This window comes from Cupriavidus yeoncheonensis, from assembly GCF_905397275.1.
GTDB lineage: Bacteria > Pseudomonadota > Gammaproteobacteria > Burkholderiales > Burkholderiaceae > Cupriavidus > Cupriavidus yeoncheonensis.
Window position 1 is genome coordinate 328,963 of sequence record NZ_CAJPUY010000003.1, and the last position, 22,629, is coordinate 351,591.

General features: G+C 67.7%; 20 protein-coding genes. 6 read left to right on the plus strand and 14 right to left on the minus strand.

The window, feature by feature from the left end; translation table 11 throughout:
* Positions 1–94: 94 nt before the first annotated feature.
* Positions 95–1,630 (minus strand): DHA2 family efflux MFS transporter permease subunit, encoded by a 1,536-nt coding sequence (locus tag KHO22_RS05935; RefSeq protein WP_211946173.1) that lies wholly within the window; start codon positions 1,628–1,630, stop codon positions 95–97.
* Between the two features lie 143 nt (positions 1,631–1,773).
* On the opposite strand from KHO22_RS05935, the gene KHO22_RS05940 reads away from it, so the two are divergent.
* The 3 genes from KHO22_RS05940 (at position 1,774) to KHO22_RS05950 (ending at position 3,685) form a co-directional block, all read left to right on the plus strand.
* Positions 1,774–2,217, plus strand: coding sequence for a MarR family winged helix-turn-helix transcriptional regulator (locus KHO22_RS05940; RefSeq protein WP_211946174.1), 444 nt, complete (start codon positions 1,774–1,776; stop codon positions 2,215–2,217).
* A 6-nt stretch (positions 2,218–2,223) separates the two neighbouring features.
* Complete coding sequence (locus tag KHO22_RS05945) at positions 2,224–3,153, plus strand: cation diffusion facilitator family transporter (RefSeq protein WP_211946175.1); 930 nt, start codon at positions 2,224–2,226, stop codon at positions 3,151–3,153.
* A gap of 388 nt (positions 3,154–3,541) precedes the next feature.
* Complete coding sequence (locus tag KHO22_RS05950) at positions 3,542–3,685, plus strand: hypothetical protein (protein WP_211946176.1); 144 nt, start codon at positions 3,542–3,544, stop codon at positions 3,683–3,685.
* A 31-nt stretch (positions 3,686–3,716) separates the two neighbouring features.
* On the opposite strand, the gene KHO22_RS05955 is transcribed toward KHO22_RS05950, so the two are convergent.
* The 3 genes from KHO22_RS05955 to KHO22_RS05965 form a co-directional block, all read right to left on the minus strand.
* Positions 3,717–4,343 carry a DNA-3-methyladenine glycosylase I gene (locus tag KHO22_RS05955; protein ID WP_211946177.1) on the minus strand — a complete coding sequence of 209 codons (627 nt, stop codon included), beginning with the start codon at positions 4,341–4,343 and terminating at the stop codon, positions 3,717–3,719.
* A gap of 146 nt (positions 4,344–4,489) precedes the next feature.
* Positions 4,490–5,407: a hypothetical protein gene (locus KHO22_RS05960; RefSeq protein ID WP_211946238.1), complete on the minus strand. Its 918-nt coding sequence runs from the start codon at positions 5,405–5,407 to the stop codon at positions 4,490–4,492.
* 236 nt (positions 5,408–5,643) lie between these two features.
* Complete coding sequence (locus tag KHO22_RS05965; protein WP_211946178.1) at positions 5,644–5,970, minus strand: hypothetical protein; 327 nt, start codon at positions 5,968–5,970, stop codon at positions 5,644–5,646.
* Positions 5,971–6,244: 274 nt separating this feature from the next.
* Here KHO22_RS05965 and KHO22_RS05970 point away from each other — a divergent pair, with 274 nt between their 5' ends.
* Positions 6,245–7,147, plus strand: coding sequence for a DODA-type extradiol aromatic ring-opening family dioxygenase (locus tag KHO22_RS05970; protein WP_211946179.1), 903 nt, complete (start codon positions 6,245–6,247; stop codon positions 7,145–7,147).
* 50 nt (positions 7,148–7,197) lie between these two features.
* Here KHO22_RS05970 and KHO22_RS05975 read toward each other — a convergent pair whose 3' ends face one another.
* The 4 genes from KHO22_RS05975 to KHO22_RS05990 all read right to left on the minus strand — a co-directional run bounded on the left by KHO22_RS05975 (position 7,198) and on the right by KHO22_RS05990 (position 9,795).
* Complete coding sequence (locus KHO22_RS05975) at positions 7,198–8,475, minus strand: MFS transporter (protein ID WP_211946180.1); 1,278 nt, start codon at positions 8,473–8,475, stop codon at positions 7,198–7,200.
* Positions 8,476–8,554: 79 nt separating this feature from the next.
* On the minus strand, positions 8,555–8,965 hold the full coding sequence (locus tag KHO22_RS05980; RefSeq protein WP_211946181.1) for a VOC family protein: 411 nt from the start codon (positions 8,963–8,965) through the stop codon (positions 8,555–8,557).
* A 17-nt stretch (positions 8,966–8,982) separates the two neighbouring features.
* Positions 8,983–9,333: a GFA family protein gene (locus KHO22_RS05985; RefSeq protein WP_211946182.1), complete on the minus strand. Its 351-nt coding sequence runs from the start codon at positions 9,331–9,333 to the stop codon at positions 8,983–8,985.
* A gap of 33 nt (positions 9,334–9,366) precedes the next feature.
* Positions 9,367–9,795 (minus strand): GNAT family acetyltransferase, encoded by a 429-nt coding sequence (locus KHO22_RS05990; protein WP_211946183.1) that lies wholly within the window; start codon positions 9,793–9,795, stop codon positions 9,367–9,369.
* A gap of 125 nt (positions 9,796–9,920) precedes the next feature.
* Here KHO22_RS05990 and KHO22_RS05995 point away from each other — a divergent pair, with 125 nt between their 5' ends.
* Positions 9,921–10,541 carry an HD domain-containing protein gene (locus KHO22_RS05995; RefSeq protein WP_211946184.1) on the plus strand — a complete coding sequence of 207 codons (621 nt, stop codon included), beginning with the start codon at positions 9,921–9,923 and terminating at the stop codon, positions 10,539–10,541.
* 44 nt (positions 10,542–10,585) lie between these two features.
* Here the strand turns inward: KHO22_RS05995 and KHO22_RS06000 are convergent, their stop codons facing one another.
* The gene (locus tag KHO22_RS06000) at positions 10,586–14,191 is read right to left on the minus strand and encodes an indolepyruvate ferredoxin oxidoreductase family protein (RefSeq protein WP_211946185.1); all 3,606 of its coding nucleotides are present in this window, start codon (positions 14,189–14,191) and stop codon (positions 10,586–10,588) included.
* 343 nt (positions 14,192–14,534) lie between these two features.
* Here KHO22_RS06000 and KHO22_RS06005 point away from each other — a divergent pair, with 343 nt between their 5' ends.
* Positions 14,535–15,869 carry an NYN domain-containing protein gene (locus KHO22_RS06005; RefSeq protein WP_211946186.1) on the plus strand — a complete coding sequence of 445 codons (1,335 nt, stop codon included), beginning with the start codon at positions 14,535–14,537 and terminating at the stop codon, positions 15,867–15,869.
* Positions 15,870–15,974: 105 nt separating this feature from the next.
* On the opposite strand, the gene gspF is transcribed toward KHO22_RS06005, so the two are convergent.
* Genes gspF through KHO22_RS06030 form a run of 5 tightly spaced genes read right to left on the minus strand, consistent with a single transcriptional unit; the run spans position 15,975 to position 22,625 of the window.
* Positions 15,975–17,192 carry a type II secretion system inner membrane protein GspF gene (gspF, locus tag KHO22_RS06010; RefSeq protein ID WP_211946187.1) on the minus strand — a complete coding sequence of 406 codons (1,218 nt, stop codon included), beginning with the start codon at positions 17,190–17,192 and terminating at the stop codon, positions 15,975–15,977.
* A 12-nt stretch (positions 17,193–17,204) separates the two neighbouring features.
* Positions 17,205–18,743, minus strand: coding sequence for a type II secretion system ATPase GspE (gspE, locus tag KHO22_RS06015; protein ID WP_420839580.1), 1,539 nt, complete (start codon positions 18,741–18,743; stop codon positions 17,205–17,207).
* Positions 18,740–21,175: a type II secretion system secretin GspD gene (gene gspD / locus KHO22_RS06020; RefSeq protein ID WP_211946189.1), complete on the minus strand. Its 2,436-nt coding sequence runs from the start codon at positions 21,173–21,175 to the stop codon at positions 18,740–18,742. The genes gspE and gspD overlap by 4 nt, the downstream gene beginning before the upstream one ends.
* Positions 21,176–21,210: 35 nt before the next feature.
* The gene (locus tag KHO22_RS06025; protein ID WP_211946190.1) at positions 21,211–22,017 is read right to left on the minus strand and encodes a type II secretion system protein N; all 807 of its coding nucleotides are present in this window, start codon (positions 22,015–22,017) and stop codon (positions 21,211–21,213) included.
* Positions 22,017–22,625, minus strand: a complete 609-nt coding sequence (locus KHO22_RS06030; protein ID WP_211946191.1) for a type II secretion system protein M — start codon at positions 22,623–22,625, stop codon at positions 22,017–22,019. The genes KHO22_RS06025 and KHO22_RS06030 overlap by 1 nt, the downstream gene beginning before the upstream one ends.
* Positions 22,626–22,629 lie beyond the last annotated feature (4 nt).

The following is a 22,629-nucleotide window of genomic DNA, read 5'->3' on the forward strand; positions in this document are numbered from 1 at the left end:
GGGCGCCCGCTTTGTACGGTAGTACGTCACAGGAAGATCACCAGGGCTGTTACGTCTCCATACACCTGTGCGGCCTCGCGCATACCGGCAGTGGTCAGTCCATTGCGGCATGGGCCATGTCGGTCGGAGCCTGCCGGGCGGGCCGCACCAGCAGGATCAGCGGCACGACCAGCAGCGTGGCGATGAACATCACCTTGAAATCGTTGAGGTAGGCGATCATCGACGCCTGCTGGTTGATGGCGTGGTTCAGCGCCATCAGGTCGGCGCGCGAGCCGTTCGCCACCATCGACTGCAGGTTCGGGTTGTAGACGCTGACATGCGCGGCCAGGTCGGCGTGCGCGACTTGCGTGTTGCGCGTCATCAGCGCCTGGATCACCGAGATGCCGATGCTGCTGCCTATATTTCGCACCAGACTGTAGGTGGCGGTGCCATCGGCACGCAGATCCGGCCGCAGCGTGGAGAACGTCAGCGCGCTGAGCGGCACGAATACGAGGCCGAGCCCGAAGCCCTGGATCACGCCGGGCCAGACGATGTCGGACATCGACAGGACGATGGTGTAGTGCATCATCTGCCACAGCGCGAACGCGGAAATCAGGAATCCCGACAGGAGCAGCAGCCGTGCGTCGATGCGGCGCAGCAGGCGGCCCGCGAGAAGCATCGCCACCATGGTGCCGGCGCCGCTGGGCGCGGTGACGAGGCCGGTGGTGGCCACGGGATACTGCATCAGGCCCTGCAGCATCGGCGGCAGCAGCGCGCGCGTCGCATACATGACCGCTCCGATCACGAAGATGAAGCAGGTGCCGGTGGCAAAGTTGCGGTCCTTCAGTAGTTCATAGCGGAAGAAGGATTTCGATCCCGCCGTGGCCGTGTGCACGATGAAGTAGGCGAAGCTGACTACCGCGAGCAGGGCCTCGATGCGGATTTCGAGCGAGCTGAACCAGTCGAGCTGCTCGCCGCGGTCCAGCATGGCCTGCAGTGCGCCGATGGCCAGGCTCAGCGTGGCAAAGCCGAACGCGTCGAACCTGACCTCGCGGCGCGGTGGCCTGTCGGGCAGGAAGGACATGACCCCGAACATCGCGAACGCACCGATCGGTACGTTGATGAAAAACACCCAGCGCCAGTTGTAGCTGTCGGTCAGCCAGCCGCCCAGCGTCGGGCCGAGGATCGGGCCGACCATCACGCCCATGCCCCACACGGCCATGGCCTGGCCTTGCCGGGCGGGTGGGTTGATGTCGAGCAGGATGGATTGCGACAGCGGCACCAGCGACGCCCCGAAGACTCCCTGCAGCAGGCGCGCCGCCACCATCTGCGGCAGCGTCTCGGCCAGGCCGCAGAAGGCCGAAGCCACGGTGAAACCGCCGATGGCGACCAGCAGCAGCTTTTTCACCCCGAGGCGGTCGGACAGCCAGCCGGTCAGCGGCGTGGCGATGGCCGCCGCCACGATGTACGAGGTCAGCACCCACGTGATCTCGTCCTGCGAGGCCGACAGCGTGCCCTGCATATGCGGCAGCGCGACGTTGGCGATGGTGCTGTCCAGCGTCTGGATCAGCGTGGCCAGCATGATCGAGACCGTGATCATCGGCCGGTTCAGTGGCGTGTCGGCGCCGGCCTGCCGAGCAATGGAGGACATGGAGGTGGGGGGGGCTGTTTGATTGATAAGCGTGCTTATTATATGACCGGCCCGGCCCTGTGCGCCGGGCCCATATGCGCCGGGCCTTCGTGGGCCGTGTGCCGGCCCGTTCACTGTCATGGTTCTTGGGCTATAGTCGCGCGATGGAATCGGAATCGGAAAAACGCCTCGGCTTCCTGGTAACCGACGTGGGCCGCCTGTGCGGCAAGCGCTTCGACGACCTGGCCAAGTCCAAGCTGGACCTCACGCGCGCGCAGTGCCGCGCGCTCGTCTACCTGGCCCACCACGGCGAGATCAACCAGGCCAGCCTGGCCGAGATCCTCGATGTGGCGCCCATCTCGGCCGGCCGGCTGCTTGACCGCATGGAAGAGGGCGGCTGGATCGAGCGCCGGCCCAACCCGGACGACCGCCGCGAACGTCTCGTGCAGATGACCGGCAAGGCCCGCAAGGCCCTGGGCCAGGCGCGGCGCGTCGGCGACGAGATCGCCGGCGAAGCCATGCGCGGCTTCACGCCGCAGGAGCAAGAGCAACTGATCACCCTGCTGCAGCGCGTGCGTGCCAACCTGGGCGCCGCGGTGGAGCGCTGAGCCATCATGCCCCTTCAGGATCCTTCCGTGCGCCAGTCAGCGGACGCGCACGCCGATTACCTCGCCGGCCGACGCAGCACGCTGGTCAGTGTCGCCGTCAATCTCGCGCTGAGCCTGGCCCAGGCCGTGGCCGGCCTGTGGGCGGGCTCGCAGGCGCTGCTCGCCGATGCCTTGCACTCACTGTCTGACCTGGTGTCGGATTTCGTGGTCCTGCTGGCCGGACACCACGGCCGCAAGGATCCCGACTCCGATCACCACTACGGTCACCAACGCTACGAAACCGCCGCCGCTCTGGTACTCGGTTGCCTGCTGCTGGCGGTCGGGCTCGGCATGCTGTGGTCGGCGGTCGGCAAGATCCAGCATCCGCAGGGTTCCCAGGCGGTCAAGCCGATCGCCCTATGGGTGGCCGTGGTGGCGCTGCTGTCCAAGGAACTGCTGTTCCGCTACATGCTGGCCGTGGCCAAGCGGGTGCGTTCGGGCATGCTGGTGGCCAATGCCTGGCACGCGCGGTCGGATGCCGCGTCGTCGTTGGTGGTGGCGCTGGGCATTGGCGGCAACCTGCTCGGCTACCACGTACTCGACCCGGTGGCGGCCATCGTGGTGGGACTGATGGTGGCGCGCATGGGCGCGAAGTTCGGCTGGGATGCGCTCAATGACCTGATGGACCGCGCCGCCGATGCCGAAACCGTCGAAGCCATCCGGCAGACCATCCTCGAGACGCCGGGCGTGCAGGGCGTACATGACCTGCGCACGCGCAAGATGGGCGACCAGGTGCTCGTCGACGTGCATCTGGAAATCGATGCCGACCTCACCGTTGCCGAAGGCCACGCGATCGCGGCCGAAGCGCACCGGCGCACCATGGCCAGCCACGGCGTGCTCAGCGTCATGACGCATGTCGACCCGGTATACACCTCCGCGACCGAAGCCCACCGCTGAGTGCCCTGTGGATATCCACGCCCCGGCCTGGGGATAACTGGACGGGAAAGCTGTGCCCCGCCTGGGGGTGCGCTGTGAGCCGTATACGGACAAATTGCGCGCCGTTTTGGCCGACGTATATGGAGGCCCCGGATATCCCGGTGCAACCACCGCCGCTCCATACGGTTGTCTTTCTTGCAACCTCCTGATCCGAAAGGGAAAAGAGGGGTTATCCACGCGCTGGGGCGACGTTTACCTACTACTACTATCTACGTATACGTAAACAGTATTAAAGAAAGTAGTCAGATCATTCCCGTCAGCGACGAATCCGTTTACTGCTTTGTCCGTCGACGCGGCGTATACGTGCCATACGTGCCGCGCACCTCCCCTCCCACGAAGCCGGACTTCTGTGCCGCAACCGAGCACGGCCGCCAGCGCCTCCAGTTCTCCGCCGGCGCAGGCACTGACGCCGCTGACTCTCGAAAGCGTTTACGCGCTGCCCGCGCAGGTGTCGGCGGGCGAAGTCCCGGCGGTGACGTTCTGCCTGCCCTGAGCATCGGGCAGGCTGCTGACCAGGATGCCCGCTAACGCGGCACCTTGAATGCCTTGCGCGCGCGAAGCGCTTCGGCCCGGGCCCAGCAGCCGTCCTGGTGGTCGTTGACGAGTCCCATTGCCTGCATCAGCGCGTACATCGTGGTCGGCCCGACGAAGCGCCAGCCGCGCCGCTTCAGATCCTTCGACAGTGCCGCCGATTCCGGCGAGGTCGCCATGGTGCGCAGGACTTCGGGCGTCAGCACCTTGGGCCGGCTGGCCGGGTCGGGCTCGTAGCGCCAGAAGTAGGCCGCCAGCGACGACTCCGTTTCCAGCAGTTCCGCCGCCCGCTGCGCATTGTTGATGGCGGCTTCGATCTTGCCCCGGTGGCGCACGATGCCGGCATCGCCGAGCAGGCGCTCGATGTCGCGCTCGCCAAAGCGGGCCACCTTCTCGATGTCGAAATTGGCGAATGCCTTGCGGAAGGCCTCGCGCTTGCGCAGGATGGTCAGCCAGCTCAGCCCGGCCTGGAAGCCCTCGAGGCAGAGCTTCTCGAACAGCCGCCGGTCGTCGTCGACCGGATAGCCCCATTCGTTGTCGTGGTAGTGGCAATAGTCTTCCAGCGTGCCGCACCAGCCGCAGCGCACGCGTTCCGCGGCGGGTTCCTGTTTGCTTGTCATGCGTGCCTTTCCATGGCCCGGGGTTCGTCGTGGCCGGCGGCGCGATTGCGCAGTGCCGGCGTCCGCCGGTGATCATGCACCGGGCTGGCCATCCGGGGAAGGCCGGAATCGGACATGCGGATCGTGCTGCGGTCAGGGAGGATGGGTCAGAAGCTTGCCGCGAGCCCGAACGAGACCCCCGAGACGTTGTTGCCGAACACGTACCGCACCACCGCCCGGATCCGCGTGACAAAGACCTCATGGGCGCTGGTGTCCAGCTCCAGCCCGGTGCCGAGCGTGGTCAGGTAATTGAAGCCAAGCACGCCGGCCTGGCTGCCGAGGTAGTGCGAATGCGACAGCTCGAGCACGTAGCGCACGGGCCGGTCCAGCGCGTGCCAGCCGGTCGGCGCGCGCCAGCGGGCGTAGAGGTTGGCGGTCTGTGCGGTCGCGGTGCCCGTGACCCCCGCGGACGAACCGCCGAAGCTCTGCAGGTGGATATTGGTGTAGCGCAGTTCCAGGTCGATCTCGTGGGTCTCGCGGTAGTGCTCCCAGTCGAGCATGACTGAACCGCCGAGGCCGTAGGCGTTCAGCGAGCCGTGCTCAAGGAAGTTGATGCTGGCATCGGTTTTCCGCTCGATCACGAGCTCGCCCACCCTGAGGTCGCTGGAGACATTGCCCAGCGAGGCGTTGAAGATCGGCCGGAACACCAGTTCCCGGTTCTCGGTCAGCGGGAAGTCCCAGCCGACGCCGATGGTGCCGGAAAACGTGTTCCACCGGACAGGCAGCGGGCGGGACTCGGCGCCGCTGGTGGCGATGAAGGTCGGGTCGTAGCGGCTGTAGGCGATCGCCCCTTCCAGGTAGAGCGGGAACGACTTGCTCCAGGTGAAACCGCCGCCGAGCTGCCACATGAAGACGCCGGGGTTGTCGGTGGCCGCGTTGTTGATCGACAGGGAACTGGATGCCAGGTCCGGCACGACCGAGTACGACATCAGCGTGAGCACGCCGTTGGCATGCTTCTGCACATTGGCGCCGATGACCTGGAACCCGTTCGAACCCTGCGCCTGTGCCCGTGCCTGCCCCGGCATCAGCCAGAGCGAACCCGATAGGGCCAGACAGGCCGGCAGGGCAGCCGCGGCCCTGCGAAATTGCTGGAATGCGGACATTCGAGTTGCCGGGTAGGGTTCTCAAGCCGGCGCCATGTCGCGCGCGCCGCACCGGTGAAGCATTCTAGCTAGGGATGATGCATGCTGTATGTGGCAACGGCGCATGCTCGAATCTTTTCAGATCACCTGTTGCAAGTCTTCACAAGGGCGCAGCGCGACTATCCCGCGTGGTGGCGGCGAGGCGGGTTGGATGCCGGGTCCGGCTCGGCCGGCGGCGGCCGCGCGGTGCGCCTGCGCGTGAGCCACAACAGCGCGGCGCTGGCCAGCCAGCCGGCCACGAATACCGTATCTCCGGCATGGCTGATCCAGTAAGAGGCGCCGGGTGTGCCGAAGACGGCGTACAGGGCAGCGGCCGGCATCCGCGCGATGATCCAGAGCGCGACAGCCGGCGCGCTCGCGTAGGCGCCGGGTCGCCACCAGGGTGCGGGAATCGGTGCTGGCCGCCCGTGGTGGGGCGGGATGCGCGGAACCACGAAGATCTCCATCTCGCCGCGCATTCGCTGGCGGCATGCGTTGTGGATGGCGCGGGGTGCCCGTTGCGGACATCGCGATGAGCCGGAACAGGCTTCCCACAGGCATCGTATGCCTTTTCCCCGGCCCGCTGTGCACAGGGGCGATGCGCTGTGTGGGCCACCCCACGGTGGCCGCCGCCCGTCCCTTCAAGTTTTTTGCACGAACTGTCCGCAAATCCGATCCGCAGGGGCGTGCCTTCTTTGTCAAACTACCTTCAACCCACGAAATGCTTTGAAGGTGAGTGCCATGCTTCCCTCGATCTACCTCTCACACGGTTCGCCCATGCTGGCGATCGACCCGGGCCCGACCGGCGCCATCTTCGACGCGCTGGGCGCCAGTCTGCGCGCGCAACGGCCGCGCGCGGTGCTGGTGGTATCCGCGCACTGGATCTACAGCACGCTGGCCGTCGGCACACGTGAACGGCAGGAAGCGTGGCACGATTTCGGCGGTTTTCCGCGCGAACTCTATGCGTTGCGCTATGACGCGCCGGGATCGCCCGACCTGGCCGCGCGCGTCAAGGCGCTGGTCGAAGCCGCCCACATTCCGGGCGCGGGCTTTGTCGGCTTTGACGAAGAGCGCCCGCTGGATCACGGTGCCTGGATGCCGATGCGGCACTTTTTCCCGGATGCCGACATCCCGGTGGTGCAACTGGCGCTGAATCCGTACCTGGCGCCCGCCGTGCAGATCGAGATCGGCCGCGCGCTGGCGCCGCTGCGTGCCGAAGGCGTACTGGTGCTCGCATCGGGCAGCTTCACGCACAACCTGCAGGAAGTGTTCGGTGGCGGCCGGCGCGCCCAGCACGGCGGTGAGACCGAGCCGTACGTCGATGCCTTCCGCGGCTGGATGCTCGACGCGCTCGACGAGGCGCTGGCGACCGGCGATACCAGCCGCATCGCCGACTACCGCGCCCAGGCGCCGCACGCGCGCCGCGCGCATCCGACCGACGAGCACCTGTTGCCTTTTTACGTGGCGCTGGGTGCGGCGCTGGGCCCGCGCGAGGCCGGCAGCGCGCAAGCGCCCGCCGATGTTGCACCCGCCGACGTGGCGCGCGTCGCGGACGAAGTGACGTACGGCGTGCTGGCCATGGACACCTTCGTGTTCAACGGCCAGGGAGCCGGTGCGCGGCCGCCCGAGCGCGCCGCCGCCTGACCCGGTGCGCCTGCGCCGGTCAGCACGGGGCCGGGCGCCGAAGACCGGCGTCAGTCCACGGCGCGCAGCAGGCCGCGCCGGTGCAGCGCGAACGCAAACGAAAGCAAGGCCGCCAGCGCCAGCGCCACCATGGTCCACAGCATCAGCCAGTAGCCTCCGGCCGCGCGCCAGAGCAGGGCGCCCAACCACGGCGAGGCGGCCTGCATCAGCAGCACCGGCGTCATCATCAGGCCGTTGAGCGTGGCGTAGTGATGGCGCGAGATCAGCTCCGGCATGGCCATGGCGCGCAGCATGGTGTTGACGCCATTGGCACAGCCGTAGAGCACCGCCGCGACCATCAGCCAGGCGCCGTGCCCCAGCGCCATGCACAGCAGGCCGGTGCTCATCAGCGCATAGACCGGCACGGACAGCCGCACCGGGTGGCGCACCGTGGCGCGCATCATCAGCAGGCGCCCCACCACCTGCGCGGGGCCGATCAGCGCGGCGACCACGAGCTGCTGGCCCAGCGGCAGGCCCTTTTCGGTCAGCATCGGGATCAGGTGCGCGCCGAGCAGCGACGCCACCATGATCGTTGCCGTGAAGGCCAGTACGACCGCCCAGAACACCGGCTGGCGCAGCGTGGCGCGCGCGATGCCCTGGCTGGCGGCATCGCCCGCCGGCAGCGGCGAGGCCGGCTGCACGGCCGCGTAGCTGGCGTGCAGCGTGTAGCGCAGGCGCGCATGCAGCGGCGCGCAGACCAGCAGGTTGAGCGCGGCAAAGCCCAGCAGCGTGGGCCGCCAGCCGATCAGCAGCACCAGCCATTGCGCCAGCGGCACGAAGATCGTGCTCGCAAAGCCTGCCATCAGCGTGACCGTGACGATCGGTTTCTGGTAGCCGTCTCCGTACGCCTGGCGCAGCACCACGAAGGCGGGTTCATAGAGCGTGGTGGCCATGGCCAGGCCCAGCGGTATCCACATCAGCAGGAACATCGCCGGGGAGGGCGACCAGGCCCATAGCAACAGCCCGGCTGCGCCCAGCAGCGAACCGGCGCCCATCACGCGGCGCGCCGGCACGCGGTCCAGCAGCCGGCCCACGGCGAACGAGCATAGCGCCCACACCAGCAGGCCAAGCGAATAGCCGCCGGCCAGGAAGGGCTTGGAATAGCCCAGCGCGCGCGTCATTGGCCCGATGAAGACCGTGAAGGCGAAGTACAGCGTGCCCCATGAGATGGTCTCGGTCAGGCCAAGGATCCAGACCAGCCGGCGTGGTGGCGTGGCCGGATTGGCGGTGTCGGCTGGAACGGAAGGCGTGGCGGAGTCCGCGTCGGGCGTGGCGTCGGTTCGGGTCATGGCGCGCCCGGCGCCTGGGGGAACGGCGCGGCGGGTCTAAGCGGAAATTGTAACGACCACGGGCGCGTCGTGGTGACGGTCAGGCACTTTCGGCCGGCCCCTTGAGTTCGACCACGTTGCCATCCGGATCCTTGAGATACAGCGACGGCCCCTTGCCTTCGGCGCCGAAGCGCTGTTCCACCGCGCCAGTCTCCACACCGTGGCGTGCCAGCGCGGCACGCACGGCTTCGGCATCGAACGGGTCGATGCGCAGGCAGAAGTGGTCAAGGTTGCGGCCCTCCGCACCGGGGCCCGCGCCGCCAGCGCGACCAAGCGGGCCGTCGAGCGAGACCAGGTCGATCAGTCCGCTGCCCGCGCGCAACTGCGTCAGGCCGAACGCGGGCTGCTCGCGCTCCACGCTGCAGCCGAGGACATCCACGTAGAAGCGTCGCAGCCGGTCCACGTCGGCGGTGCGCAGCACCAGGTGGTCGATACCGAGGATGCGGAACATGCCAGGCTCCCGGGCGCTCAGTGGTGCAGGCCGTCGTAGTCGATGACCTTCAGCGCGTCGAGGTCGACGTTGTCCAGGCAGCGCACATTGACCGCCGCCATCGGCCGGCCGTCCTTGTCCTGGCCATCCGCATACGGTCCGCAGCCGCATACCGGACAGAAGCGGTGCGCGATCTTCATGGTGTTGAAGCGGTAGGTCGATGCGTTCGCTTCCGGCGTCGTCAGCTTGAACTGCAGGCGCGGCACGAACCACATCAGGTGCCCGCGCCGGCGGCAGATCGAGCAGTTGCAGCGGATCACGCTGGGGATGTTGTCGGCCTCCACCTCGAAGGCGATGGCACCGCAATGACAGCTGCCGTGGAATGTCATGACGTCTCCTTGTTGCCGGTTCTGCTGCAGGGTCTATTGATCGGGAAGATCAGGAATCAGCCGCTTGCCCAGGCTGACCACCGCATCCGGCGCGTACCCGAGCTTGTTGTAGAAATCGATCACGACGTCGTTGCCGGCGCGCACCAGCAGGTTGATCTTGGGACAGCCGCGCTCGATCAGCAGTTGCTCCGCGTGCGCCATCAGCATGCGTCCGCAGCCCTTGCCCTGGTGCGCGGGATCGATGGCCACATAGTAGACCCAGCCGCGGTGTCCGTCGAAGCCCACCATCGCGGACGCCATCGGCACTCCGGACACTTCGCCCACCAGGAACAGTTCAGGCTGTGCGGTCAGCTTGCGGGCAATGTCGCGGTACGGGTCATTCCATGGACGCGTGAGGCCGCAGGCCTGCCACAGCGCAACGATGGCTTCAGTATCTTCTTCGCGGAACGAACGGATCAGCATGCAGGGATGATGCGCCGCATCAATCGGCGCATTGTTCAGTTTTTGACAGTGTAGCCGCGCGGCCGGTGACACAATGCCCGCAGATCATCCAGACAACAGGCGACCCCGCCGCCAAGGAGACCAGCATGAGCGACACCCGCGACACCCACCTGCCCGCGCACGCTACTTTCAGCCATATGGAGCACGGCACCCGTGAAGACTGGGCCGCCATCTCCGCCGAGTTCATGCCGTTCGCAAAGGCCCTGCCGGACCGCGTGCTCGCGCACCTGCGCCTGCTCGAAGGCGATTGCGGCGGCTTTCCCGTGGACCGGCTCACGCACTCGCTGCAAACCGCCACGCTCGCGCACCGCGATGGCCGCGACGAGGAATACGTGGTGTGCGCGCTGCTGCATGACATCGGCGACACGCTCGGCAGCTACAACCATCCCGATATCGCCGCCGCTATCCTCAAGCCCTTCGTCAGCGCGGAGAACCTGTGGATGGTGGAGAAGCACGGCGTGTTCCAGGGCTATTACTTTTTCCATCACCTGGGACTGGACCGCAACCTGCGTGAGCAATTCCGCGATCAACCGGAACTGTTCGAGCGTACCGCGGAGTTCTGCCAGAAATATGACGCGGCCGCGTTCATGACGGACTACGACACGCTGCCGCTGTCGTTCTTCGAGCCGATGGTGCGGCGCGTGCTGGCCCACCCGCGCAACTCGATGTATGTGAAGCCGGGAGAGAAGGAGTTGGCGAAGGCGTAAGAGCTGGCGACTGGCAGCGCGGCATGCGCTGCCAGTCCGGCTGCCTACGCTACGCGCTGCGCCGTCTCCGGATGGCGGAATTGCTCCAGCAGCTTGGCCCAGCGCGCACGCACCGCTTTCAGGTTGTTGTCCTTCACGTGGCCAAAACCGCGGATGTCGTCCGGCAGGTTGGCCAGCGCCACGGCGGTATCGTAGTTGGCCGCATTCAGGCCCGCGGTCAGCGCATCGAGCAATGCACGGTATTCGCCGATCAGCGCCCGTTCCGTGCGGCGTTCCTCGGTCCTGCCGAAGATGTCGAACATCCCGCCACGCAGTCCCTTCATCCTGGTCAGCACACGGAACAGCGTCATCGTCGACGGGCCGAACTTGCGCTTGACCAGCTGGCCCTTGTCGTCGCGCTTCGCGGTGGCCGGCGGTGCCAGCCAGAAGTTGAGCTGGTAATCCTTGCCGGGCTCGCCTTCGAACTGCGCGCGCAGCTTGTCCAGGAAGACCGGGTCGGTGTACAGGCGCGCGACCTCGTACTCGTCCTTGTAGGCCATCAGCTTGGCGAGGTTGCGCGCGGCGGCTTCGGTGAGCGGCAGCGGCTTGCCGCTGCCCGCCAGCGCGCTTTCGGCCGCGCGCACGCGGTCGATCGCTTCGCGGTACGTACGCGCGTAGGCCGCATCCTGGTAGGCGGTCAGGTGCTCGACGCGGCGGGCGATCAGCTTTTCGAGCAGTGCGCCCGAGGACGTCGGCAGCTTCACCACCTCCGCACCTTCGGCCGATGTCCTGAGCTTGCCGGTCAGCGACAGCACGTGCTCGGGGTCATGCACCATGTGGCGGCCCCAGTCGAACGCGGCCTTGTTCTTTTCCACGGCCACGCCATTGAGTTCGATCGCACGTTCCAGCGCCTGCAGCGTCAGCGGAATCCAGCCCTTCTGCCATGCGTAGCCGAGCACCAGCGGGTTGGTATAGATGGCATCGCCAAGCAGCGCCACGGCCAGGCCGCTCGCGTTGATGAACTCGCACTGGGCGCCGACAGCGTTGCGGATGTCCTGCTCGGCCGACAGGCCCGGGAACTGCCACTTCGGGTTCTTGATGAACTCGGCGGTCGGGGTCTGCGACGTGTTGACCACTGCGCGCGTGCGGCCCGATTGCGTCTTCGAGATGACTTCGTCGTTGGCCGACACGATTGCATCGCAGCCGATGATCAGGTCCGCCTCGCCCATGGCGATGCGCGTCGCATGCAGGTCTTCCGGCCGCGCCGCGAGCTGCACGTGCGACAGGACCGCGCCGCCTTTCTGCGCCAGGCCCGCCATGTCGAGCACGGTGACGCCCTTGTTCTCCAGGTGGGCCGCCATCCCCAGCAGTCCGCCGATGGTCACCACGCCCGTGCCGCCCACGCCGGTCACCAGGATGCCGTACGCGCGACGGATCTCGGGCAGCGCAGGCTCGGGCAGCGCGGGCAGGCTGTCCACCGCCACGCCATGCTGCTCGGGCTTGCGCACCTGCGCGCCTTCGGCCGTGACAAAGCTCGGGCAGAAGCCGTTCACGCACGAGAAGTCCTTGTTGCACGACGACTGGTTGATCTGCCGCTTGGTGCCGAACTCGGTCTCCAGCGGCTCCACCGACAGGCAGTTGGACTTGACCGAGCAGTCGCCGCAGCCTTCGCATACCGCGTCGTTGATGAAGACTCGGCGCTGCGGGTCTTCCATCGTGCCGCGCTTGCGGCGACGCCGCTTCTCGGTGGCGCAGGTCTGGTCGTAGATCAGGATCGTGCAGCCGGGGACCTCGCGCAGTTCGCGCTGGACCGCATCGAGCTGGTCGCGATGGTGGACCGTGATGCCATCCGGCAGCTTGATCGCCGCGTTGTACTTCTCCGGCTGGTCCGTGACGATGACGATCTTCTTCGCGCCTTCGCTGTGGACCTGCCAGGCGATGTCCCGCACCGACAGCTCGCCGTCCACCGGCTGGCCGCCGGTCATGGCCACCGCGTCGTTGTAGAGGATCTTGTAGGTGATGTTGACGCCGGCGGCGATCGATGCGCGAATCGCCAGCAGGCCCGAGTGGAAGTACGTGCCGTCACCGAGGTTGGCAAACACATGCTTGTCGCCGGCAAACGGTGCCTGGCCGATCCACGCCACGCCTTCGCCGCCCATCTGGCTGAAGGTGCTGGTATTGCGGTCCATCCACACCGTCATGTAGTGGCAGCCGATGCCGGCCAGCGCGCGCGAGCCCTCGGGCACGTTGGTCGAGGTATTGTGCGGGCAGCCCGAGCAGAACCACGGCTTGCGTTCCGCCTTTTCCTGTCCAACCACGCGCGGCGTGGCCAGCGCCTTTTCCTTGGCCTCGATGATGGCAAGGCGTGCGGCAATCCGTGCGCGCACGTCCACGGGCAGGTCGAACTTTTCTAGCCGCGTGGCGATGGCCTTGGCGATGATGGCGGGCGACAGTTCGTAGTGCGCCGGCAGCAGCCAGTTGTTCTGCGGGATCGACCATTCGCCGCCCGCATTGTCCTTCTCGTCGAACTTGCCGTAGACCTTGGGGCGCACGTCGTCGCGCCAGTTGTACAGCTCTTCCTTGAGCGCGTACTCCATGATCTGGCGCTTCTCTTCGACCACCAGGATTTCCTGCAGGCCCTCGGCAAACGCACGTGCGCCATGCGCTTCCAGCGGCCACACGCAGCCGACCTTGTACAGGCGGATGCCGATCTGCGCGCAGGTGGCGTCGTCCAGTCCCAGGTCGGACAGCGCCTGGCGCGTATCCAGGTAGGCCTTGCCGCCGGTCATGATGCCGAAGCGCGCGTGCGGCGAATCGATCTCGATGCGGTCGATCTTGTTGGCGCGCACATAGGCCAGGCCGGCGTACCACTTGTAGTCGAGCAGCCGCGCTTCCTGCTCCAGCGGCGGATCGGGCCAGCGGATATTGAGGCCGCCCGGCGGCAGCGCGAAGTCTTCGGGAAGCACGATCTGCACGCGGTGCGGATCGAGTTCCACCGACGCTGACGACTCCACCACGTCGGTCACGCACTTCATCGCCACCCATAGGCCCGAATAGCGGCTCATGGCCCAGCCGTGCAGGCCGTAGTCCAGGTATTCCTGCACGTTCGACGGATACAGCACCGGCAGGCCGCAGGCCTTGAAGATGTGCTCCGACTGGTGCGCGAGCGTCGACGACTTGGCCGAATGGTCGTCGCCCGCGAGCACCAGCACGCCGCCATGGCGCGACGAGCCGGCCGAGTTGGCGTGCTTGAAGACGTCGCCGGTGCGGTCCACCCCCGGCCCCTTGCCGTACCACATGCCGAACACGCCATCGAACTTCGCATCCGGGTACATATTGACCTGCTGTGAACCCCAGACCGACGTGGCGGCAAGGTCTTCGTTCAGGCCGGCCTGGAACACGATGTTGTGCGCGGCGAGATGCTTCTTGGCTTTCCACAGCGACAGGTCCAGCGCACCCAGCGGCGACCCGCGATAGCCGGAGATGAAGCCGGCCGTGCTCAGGCCGGCGGCGTGGTCGCGTTCCTGCTGCAGCATCGGCAGGCGCACCAGCGCCTGCGTGCCGCTGATGTAGATGCGGCCACGCTCCAGCGTATATTTATCTTCGAGGGAAACGTTAGCGAGCGCGCGGCGGATGGCGTCGCTGACCGGAGAGGTCAGGGGGGCATTCATAGGTGCTCCTCTATGGGGTGTGTGGTCGGGATCGCCGACTCCTACATGCGTGGGGCAACTGTCCTGCGCCTCTTGTGGAGGCCTCGGCCGGTCGTGTCTCTGCGGGGCATGGTAGCACCGCTGAAAATGCCGGGGCACCTTGCAATGCAGCAAAATCCGCACCCGGGCGGGCCGGGGTTTCCCGTATGGACAGGGCTTCGCGTGTACACTGCGATGCATCCAATGCGGCGCCCGCATGCACTACGATGTGGCTCAAGGCGCCCCTGCGACGGACCGGCGCGCGCCGGTCCGGTGCAACCTACCCGGCAACATGACCGGGCATCTCCTCCAGGCAGGACAGAACATGACCAATTCCCCCCGCCAGGGCACCGCGACCCTGGCTGTACTGATCGACGCCGACAATGCGGCACCCGCCGTTATCGAAGGCCTGCTGGCCGAAGTCGCCAAATATGGCGTGGCCGCCGTCAAGCGCATTTACGGCGACTGGACCAAGCCCAATCTGTCTGGCTGGAAGGAGTGCCTGCTGTCGCACTCGATCCAGCCGATCCAGCAGTTCCGCTACACGGTCGGCAAGAACGCCACCGACAGCGCGATGATCATCGACGCCATGGACCTGCTGTACACCGAACGCTTTGACGGCTTCTGCCTGGTGTCGAGCGACAGCGACTTCACGCGCCTGGCCTCGCGCATCCGCGAACAGGGGCTGACCGTCTATGGCTTTGGCGAGCGCAAGACGCCCAAGCCGTTCGTGACGGCGTGCGACAAGTTCATCTATTCCGACGTGCTGCGCGCCGAAACCGAGGTCGGCGAGGTCGACGAGGCCGCGCCGCCGCCGCGCCGCCGCAGCACTGGCGAACTGCGCCAGGATTCGCGCCTGGTGCGGCTGCTGCAGAGCGCGTCGCAGGCGGTGTCGGATGAAGACGGCTGGTCGACGCTCGGCGGCATGGGCAACCACATCGCCAAGCAGGCGCCGGAGTTTGATTCGCGCAACTACGGCTATGGCAAGCTTTCGGAGTTGGTGGTGGCCACGGGCCTGTTCGAGGTGGAGACGCGCAACGGCGGCAACAACAAGACCATCTGGGTGCGCTTGAAGAAGCGGGGCAAGGGCGGCCAGGAGGGGGATGGCCGCGGGTTCGCGGGCCAGCGGCAGCAGGAGAAGCCGCAAGGCCAGCCACAGCAGTCGCAGCAGCCGCAGCAGTCGCAGCAGCCGCAGCAGCCGCAGCAGCCGCAGCAGCCGCAGCCTGCGCCGCAGTCGGAGAATCGCCGGCCGGCGGCTCAGCCGGAAGCGGCTGTGGTGCCGGTGCCGGCGCCTGAACCGGAACCTGTGGCCATGCCCGTGGAGGCGGTTCCGGCCGCTGCTGAAACCGTACCTGAACCTGCGCCCACGCCGGAGATGGACGCGCCTCAGGTGCAGGGAGCGGAGGTTGTTGCCGAAGACCCGGCTGCCGCGCCGGCCAGGAAAACCCGCAAGCGGGCGCCGCGCCGGCCGGACGTGAGTCTCAGTGAGACGCCCTGGCCGATCGACCAGTCCGTTTTCGCCGCGCCCGGTGATACGGTGGTGACTGCGCAGGTGCAGGAGGCGTTTGAAGGGTTTGCCGAAGCGCCTGTGGTGGTCGAGGAGGAAGCCAAGCCTGCGAGGAGGCCGCGCAGGAAAGCGAAGGTTAAGAGCGAGGCCTAAGGGGGCAGGCGCCGTGCCTGGCCCGCCAGGCACGACAAGCACGACAAGCACGACAAGCACGACAAGCACGACAAGCACGACAAGCACGACCAGCGGCCAGATCCCTCATCTCACCAGCTGATTGATCTCGATGATCGGCATCAGCACCGCCAACACGATCAGCAGCACCACGACACCCATCGTCAAGATCAACAGCGGCTCAAGCAGGCTGGTGAGAAACAGCGTGCGCCGCTCCAGCTCCTGTGCCTCCCCCTGCGCAGCACGGTCAAGCATCGTCGGCAGGTTGCCGGTGGCCTCCCCGGAGCGGATCAGGTGCACGAGCACCGGCGGAAACTGGTTCTGTGCGGCCAGTGCCCGCGCGAGCGATGCCCCTTCCCGCACCCGCGTGTTCGCATCATCCACATTGGCCCGCAGCGCCTCGTTGGTCAGGGTCTCGCCCGCGGCCTGCAGGCTGCGCAGGATCGGCACGCCGGCCGAAACCAGAATCGCCAGCGTGCCGGCAAAGCGTGCGGTGTTGTAGCCGCGGATCAGCTTGCCGAGCAGCGGCGCGGTCAGCAGCCAGCGGTGCCATTCCAGCCGCACGGCGGGCTGCCTGAGCAGGCTGCGCACGATCGCGGCGATGATGGCGATCACGCCCAGCGCTGCCCACCACCAGTTCCGCACGAAATCCGACAGCGCCAGCATGACGATCGTCAGCGTCGGCAGCTTCTGCTTGGTGTTGGCGAACACGCTGACCACCTGCGGCACGACATACGACAGCAGGAAGATGACGATCGCGAACGCCACCACGGTGACGATGGCCGGGTAAGTGAACGCCAGCCGGATCTTCGACGTCAGCGCATTGCGCGATTCGATGTAGCCGGCCAGCCGCTCCAGCACGAGACCGAGGTGGCCGGAATGCTCGCCGGCGGAAACCAGCGCGCGGTAAATGTCCGGGAAGTCGCGCGGATGCTGGGCCAGCGCCACCGACAGCGCGCTTCCGCCCATCACCTCGGCGCGGATGCCGGCCAGCAGTTCGTGCACGTACGGGCGCTCCGACTGGTCGGCCAGCGCGCCGAGCGCTTCGTCCAGCGGCAGGCCCGAGACGATCAGGCTGGCGAGCTGGCGCGTGAACAGCGCCTGTTCCTGGGTGGACAGCCGGCGCGTGAACAGCTGCGTGCCGCTGCGCGGCGCCTGCCCGGCGCCGGCGAGCGGGTCGACCGTCAGCGGCGTCAGCCCGCGCGCGCGCAGTTGCGTGCGCGCCTGCCGCGGGCTGTCGGCCTCGATGACGCCGCGGTCGGTCTTGCCCCGGGCGTCGGCGGCTTCGTAGCGGAATGCGGGCATGGCGGCGTTCCGTCAGTCGCGCGTGACGCGCAGCACTTCTTCCAGCGCCGTGGCGCCGCTGTCGATCCAGCGCTGCGCGTCGCCGCGCATGGTCTGCATGCCGTGCGCCAACGCGACCTGCTTGATCTCGGATTCTGGCTGCTGGCGGTGGATCATGGTGCGGATCTCGTCATCGACGGTGAGCAGTTCGTACACGCCCATGCGGCCCTGGTAGCCCGAGTTCCCGCACTTGTCGCAGCCCACCGCATGCCAGACATGCTGCAGCGGCTTGCCCTGGGCCAGCAGGCTATCCACCACGTCGGCAGTGACCTCGATGATTTCCTCGCGCTTGCAATGCGGGCACAGGCGCCGTACCAGCCGCTGCGCCAGCACGCCGAGCAGCGACGACGACAGCAGGAAGGGCTCGATGCCCATGTCGACCAGCCGCGTGATCGCCGAGGCCGAATCGTTGGTGTGCAGCGTGGCCAGCACCAGGTGGCCGGTCAGCGACGCCTGCACCGCGATCTGCGCCGTCTCCAGGTCGCGGATTTCGCCGATCATCACCACGTCCGGATCCTGGCGCAGGATCGCGCGCAGGGCCTTGGCGAAGGTCATGTCGATGCGCGCGTTGACCTGCGTCTGGCCGATGCCGTCCAGATCGTATTCGATCGGGTCTTCCACCGTCATGATGTTGGTGGTGCGCGAGTCCAGGCGCGACAGCGCCGCGTACAGCGTGGTCGTCTTGCCCGAACCGGTCGGCCCGGTCACCAGCACGATGCCGTGCGGCTGGCGGATCAGGTCATCGAAGGCGCGCAGCGTGCGCGGCGCCATGCCGAGCTTGGCCAGGTCGAGGCGGCCCGCCTCCTTGTCCAGCAGGCGCAGCACTGCGCGTTCGCCGTGGCCGGTGGGCAGCGTGGACACGCGCACGTCCACCGGACGCCCGCCCACGCGCAGGGTGATGCGGCCGTCCTGCGGCAGGCGTTTCTCGGCGATGTCGAGCTGCGCCATGATCTTGATGCGCGAGATCAGCGCGCCATGCAGCGCCTTCTTGGGCCGCACCACGTCGCGCAGCGTGCCGTCCACGCGGAAGCGCACTACTGACGCCGATTCGAAGGGCTCGATGTGGATATCCGAGGCACCCTCGCGCGCAGCCTGCGTGAGCAGCGCGTTGATCATGCGGATGATCGGCGCATCGTCCTCGGACTCGAGCAGATCTTCCACGGCGGGAATGTCCTGCATCAGGCGCGACAGGTCGACTTCGCCTTCCACTTCGCCCACCACCTGGGCGGCGCTGCCGTCCTGGCGGTTGTAGGCGTCGGACATGGCCCGCTCCAGCGCGTCGGGTTCCAACACGCGCAGGCGCAGCGCGCCATGCACGCGCGCGACTTCAGCGAGCGCCGCCGGCGAGGTGGCGCGGCTGACCCAGACCTCGAGGCCGTCGGCGCGCTGGTGCGCGATCAGCAGCGGCGCTTCGCGCGCAAAGCTGTACGGGACCAGTCGCGCCGCCATCGGTGACGGCGGCTCCTGGATATCGGGGACGGCGTGGATTTCGCTTGCCATGGTGTCGTTCAGTTGCCGCGCCCGGAAGCCGGCGCAGCCGTCCCGGCGAGCGCGCCGTTGCTGCCTTGCTGTGTCAGCGGCTGCGGCACAGGTTGCGGGGACTGCGGTGCTGTTTGCGGCACGGTTTGCGGCACCGATTGCGGCACCGATTGCGGCACCGATTGCGGCAAGGGCAGCGGGCCAGGCACCGGGCCGGTGCCGCGCGGGTCGACAAACGGCGTGGTCGGCGCCTCGGCGGGCGGCAACAGCGGCGTGTTCGTGTCGCGCACCATGATGTTAGGCGAGATGAAGCCGGCCTGCTGGTTGCGCATGTAGTCGTAGCGGTCCGCCGTCAGGCGGTCGGCGGCACCGGCCGTGCGCATCACATACGGGCGCAGGAACACCAGCAGGTTGGTCTTGGAGCGGTTCTTGTTCTCATAGCGGAACAGGCCGCCGATCCAGGGGATATCGCCCAGCAGCGGCACCTTCTGCACGCCGTCGCCGTAGGAATCCTCGATCAGCCCGCCGAGCACGATGATCTGGCCGTCGTCGACCAGCACATTGGTTTCGATCGAGCGCACATTGGTGGTCGGGCCCTGTATCTGCGTCAGCGTACCCGGCACCACCGACGACGACTCCTGGAAGATCTGCATCTTGACCAGGCCGCCGTCGGTGATCTGCGGCCGCACGCGCAGCGTGATGCCGACGTCCTTGCGGTCGAAGGTCTGGAACGGCGTGACCGAGGCGGCGCCGCCGGTCTGCGCGTAGGAGCCGGTCGTGATCGGGATGTTCTGGCCGATCAGGATCTTGGCTTCCTCGTTCTCGAGCGTGATCAGGTTCGGCGTGGACAGCAGGTTTACGCTGCCGTCGGTGCCCAGCGCGCGCAGCAGCGCGCCCAGGCCCAGCGCCTTGTTCACCACGCCGAGGTTCAGGCCGCCCAAGTCCGGTACCAACTGCTGCGCGGCGACGATGCCGGCGCTGTGGTTGTTGTTGTACAGCGCGCCCGCGAGCGTGAGGTTCAGGATGTTCTGCCCGCCCGAGCCGAAGTTGGTGCCCGCGAAGAGGTTGTTGTTGCCGGTGCTCGAACTGAGCAGCCCCTGCCACTGGATGCCAAGCTGGCTGGCTTGCGTGGAACTGACCTCCACGATCATCGATTCGATGTAGATCTGCGCGCGGCGCGCGTCGAGGTCCTCGATCACTGCGCGCAGGTTGCGGTACACCGGTTCGCTGGCCGTGATGATCAGGGCATTGGTGGACGGATCCGCCTGGATGATGCCGCCCGTGGTGGGCTGGGTGTTCGGATTGAACGAAGCCGCGAACGCCGAATTGCCGTAGGCGCCGCCCGAGCCCGAGCCGCTCGTGCCGCCGGAGCGCATGCCGCTCTGGCTTGCCGCGCTGCCGCCGGTGAACTGGCCGCCGGCAGGCGTGGAAACGTTGGTCAGCCCGCCCGCGCCGGCCGCACCGGCTGCGCCGGGCTGCGTGCTGGCGGCAAAGCTGCTGTCCGCCGCGACGATCGCGCGTAGCGTGGCGGCCAGCTTGACCGCATCGGCGTTCTTGAGCGGCACGACCCAGATATTGCCGGGGCGCGCATAGGGCTGGTCGAGCTTGTCGATCAGCTGGCGCGCCTGCTGCAGCCGCGCGCGGCTGGACGCGCGGATCATCAGCGAGTTGCTGCGCGGCTCGGCCACCACGCTGGTGCGCAGGCTGCTGTCGACGCCCGCGCCGCCGCCTGCGCCGGTCGCGGCCGCCGCCGGATCGAGCAGCTTCTGCAGCACCAGCGCCGTGTCGCTGGCGATGGCATGCCTCAGCGGTACCAGCTCGACTTCGCCCGAAGCCGGCGCGTCGATGGCGGCGATGATGCGGCCCAGGCGGCGCAGGTTCTCGGCATAGTCCGTGATGACCAGCGTGTTGTTGGCCGGGTAGGCGGTGATCGTGTTGTTGGGCGCGATCATCGGCCGCAGCACCGGCACCAGGTTGTTGGCCGACTCGTAGTTCAGCCGGAAGACCTGCGTCACCACCTGGTCGCCACGCCCGCCGCCGCCGCCGACCACGATCGGCGAGCCTTGCAGCTTGGCGTCCGCTTCGGGGACGACCTTGGTGAAGCCATTGCTCTCCACCATCGCATAGCCTTGCATGCGCAGGACCGATCCCAGCGTTTCCAGCGCCTGGGCGCGCGACACCGGCTGCTCGGTCACCAGGTTGACCGTGCCCTTCACGCGCGGATCGATCACGAAATTCTTGCCGGTGGCCTGGCCCACGGCCTTGACGACGGATTCGAGGTCGGCGTTGACGAAGTTCAGTACCACCTGGTCCCGGTTGCGCGGCGTGATGTCCGGTGGCGCCCCGGGGCCGGCGGGCTGTTGCGCCCACAGCGGCGCGGGCGCCAGCAGCGAAAGCCCGCACAGCAGGGCCACGGCGCGGGCACTGGCGGTCTGGAAGAAGGGTCGGGTGGCTTCGGTTTTCATGTTTGGTTCCGGTCGGCTCCTGGCGCTGCCTGGCTTCAGAAGCGCAGCCTTGTCACATTGTTCTCTCGTCGTCCCAGCAGGCTCAGCAGGCTGTTCAGCTGGGTGGCGGCGTCGGGCTCGGCGTGGGCCGTGCCTTCAAAGCGCGCCTGCCGGCCCAGCGTGCCGCCGCCATCTAGGTGCAGCGGCCCGGCGATGGTACTCAGCGCGAGCCTGCCATCGGCGCCGTTCCAGTCGATTTCGGCACGGTAGCTGCCCAGCGGGCGCAGTCGGCTTACCGACGACGACACCTGTTCGATGCGCAGCGTGATATGTCCGTACAGCAATCCGCCCGCGAACTGGCCTTGCAGCGCAGACCAGTCCACGCGCATGAGTCCGTCGGGGCGCAGCGTGTTGAACGGCGCGCCCACGCCTTCCAGCAGCGCGGCCGGCAGGCGGATGGCGCCGGCCTGCGCGGTCCAGCCACGCGGCGTGACGGTCAGTCCGACCGGCGCGGGCATGGCTTCGGTATGCGTGAGCACCAGGCGCGCGCTGCCGGTCAGTAGCGGCCAGAAGGCCAGCGACCATTGCAGCCGGCCCGGCAGCACCGTCGCGGTCTGGCTGCCCGCCCCTGCCGACAGCGCCAGCGTGGCGCTGCCGTGCCAGAGCGAGCCCGAGGCGTCGGCGAGCAGCACGCGGCGCTGCGTGCGGGCCGCTACCGTGTCGGCAATCCAGGCCGCCGGCAGCATGGCCAGCGCGGTCATGCCGGCGGTAGCCAGGCCCAGCAGCAGCCAGCCCACGGGGCGCCAGCCCGCCGGGCGGCGCAGCTTGCGTCGGGGCAGGCGCAGCGACTCCAGGCGTACCATCAGCTGCGGCCGCCCGGACCCTGCAGGGTCGCGCTGACATTGACCAGCGCGGTGGCGCCGACGTAGATGATGCGCGCGTCCGTGATCTTCAGGCGCTGCTGCTGGCGCACGTCCTGCAGCCAGCCCGCCACCGCGCCGAACGGCGCCTTGTCGAGCTGCACCTGCACGCTGTTGTCGGCGCCGGCCGCCAGCCGCGTTGCCTTGAGGCCGTATTTGCCGAGGCTGTCCTGCAAGGCCTGGGTGAGCGCATCGCCGCGCAAGGCGGGTGCGGGGCTCGCGTTCAGGCCGCGGGCCTCCTGGGCCAGGGTTTCCATTTCCGCGAGTTCGGCGCGCAGCGCCGGCAGGCTGCGCGACAGTCGCGCACGGCCGTCCGCGGCAGGCTCCCACAGGACGCTATAGATGAGCACCAGTCCCAGCACCGCGGCGCCACCCGCAAGGATCGCCTGCTCGCGCGGGTTGCGCGCCGACCAGAACGCGTCGAACTGGTCGCGCCAGGCTTGCGGCACGCGGGGCTTCACGCGCGCGAACCATGCGGGGGCCGTGGGCCGGCCCGGCTTCGCGGAGGCCTGTGGCGTCTGGGGGCGGAGGTTGTCTTTGCTCGGGCTCATGATT

Excerpts from the sequence above, each read along its gene's own strand:
- KHO22_RS05935 (WP_211946173.1), bottom strand. The coding sequence starts at position 1,630 with ATGTCCTCCATTGCTCGGCAGGCCGGCGCCGACACGCCACTGAACCGG.
- KHO22_RS05940 (WP_211946174.1), top strand. The coding sequence starts at position 1,774 with ATGGAATCGGAATCGGAAAAACGCCTCGGCTTCCTGGTAACCGACGTG.
- KHO22_RS05945 (WP_211946175.1), top strand. The coding sequence starts at position 2,224 with ATGCCCCTTCAGGATCCTTCCGTGCGCCAGTCAGCGGACGCGCACGCC.
- KHO22_RS05955 (WP_211946177.1), bottom strand. The coding sequence starts at position 4,343 with ATGACAAGCAAACAGGAACCCGCCGCGGAACGCGTGCGCTGCGGCTGG.
- KHO22_RS05960 (WP_211946238.1), bottom strand. The coding sequence starts at position 5,407 with ATGCCGGGGCAGGCACGGGCACAGGCGCAGGGTTCGAACGGGTTCCAG.
- KHO22_RS05965 (WP_211946178.1), bottom strand. The coding sequence starts at position 5,970 with ATGGAGATCTTCGTGGTTCCGCGCATCCCGCCCCACCACGGGCGGCCA.
- KHO22_RS05970 (WP_211946179.1), top strand. The coding sequence starts at position 6,245 with ATGCTTCCCTCGATCTACCTCTCACACGGTTCGCCCATGCTGGCGATC.
- KHO22_RS05975 (WP_211946180.1), bottom strand. The coding sequence starts at position 8,475 with ATGACCCGAACCGACGCCACGCCCGACGCGGACTCCGCCACGCCTTCC.
- KHO22_RS05980 (WP_211946181.1), bottom strand. The coding sequence starts at position 8,965 with ATGTTCCGCATCCTCGGTATCGACCACCTGGTGCTGCGCACCGCCGAC.
- KHO22_RS05985 (WP_211946182.1), bottom strand. The coding sequence starts at position 9,333 with ATGACATTCCACGGCAGCTGTCATTGCGGTGCCATCGCCTTCGAGGTG.
- KHO22_RS05990 (WP_211946183.1), bottom strand. The coding sequence starts at position 9,795 with ATGCTGATCCGTTCGTTCCGCGAAGAAGATACTGAAGCCATCGTTGCG.
- KHO22_RS05995 (WP_211946184.1), top strand. The coding sequence starts at position 9,921 with ATGAGCGACACCCGCGACACCCACCTGCCCGCGCACGCTACTTTCAGC.
- KHO22_RS06000 (WP_211946185.1), bottom strand. The coding sequence starts at position 14,191 with ATGAATGCCCCCCTGACCTCTCCGGTCAGCGACGCCATCCGCCGCGCG.
- KHO22_RS06005 (WP_211946186.1), top strand. The coding sequence starts at position 14,535 with ATGACCAATTCCCCCCGCCAGGGCACCGCGACCCTGGCTGTACTGATC.
- gspF (WP_211946187.1), bottom strand. The coding sequence starts at position 17,192 with ATGCCCGCATTCCGCTACGAAGCCGCCGACGCCCGGGGCAAGACCGAC.
- gspD (WP_211946189.1), bottom strand. The coding sequence starts at position 21,175 with ATGAAAACCGAAGCCACCCGACCCTTCTTCCAGACCGCCAGTGCCCGC.
- KHO22_RS06025 (WP_211946190.1), bottom strand. The coding sequence starts at position 22,017 with ATGGTACGCCTGGAGTCGCTGCGCCTGCCCCGACGCAAGCTGCGCCGC.
- KHO22_RS06030 (WP_211946191.1), bottom strand. The coding sequence starts at position 22,625 with ATGAGCCCGAGCAAAGACAACCTCCGCCCCCAGACGCCACAGGCCTCC.